The sequence below is a fragment of the Sulfitobacter sp. HI0129 genome (assembly GCF_001635395.1).
Taxonomy (GTDB): domain Bacteria; phylum Pseudomonadota; class Alphaproteobacteria; order Rhodobacterales; family Rhodobacteraceae; genus Sulfitobacter.
Window position 1 is genome coordinate 1 of sequence record NZ_LWGH01000065.1, and the last position, 300, is coordinate 300.

General features: G+C 64.3%; 1 protein-coding gene. It reads right to left on the bottom strand.

Annotated elements, in window-relative coordinates; all coding sequences use genetic code 11:
* Positions 1–300: glutathione S-transferase family protein (locus A3764_RS00660; protein ID WP_443069359.1), on the bottom strand; the 300-nt coding region annotated here is incomplete at both ends.

Below are 300 nucleotides of genomic sequence, written 5' to 3' on the forward strand. Positions count from 1 at the left end.
CGCAATGCTGGGCCGGTCGCCCGCGACATAGTCCCCCATTAGGGCATGTTCGTTCAGATAGGCGCCACAGGCCGCCATATTCTCCGGCACCTTCGCAGTCATGTCGTCGAAGCTTTCCTGCCGGGTGGCCCAGCGTGAGCCTCGCATCCTGTGAGCGTGGGCCACATGCATCGTCGAGGCGAGGTAATACATGACGCCCCGGACATGCGCGGCCAGCACGGGATCCTCCGGCAGAAGACCCCCTCCGGGGGCGATGGCCGCGATGTAATCAAGAAGCGCGCCCGTTTCGGTCAGCCTTGT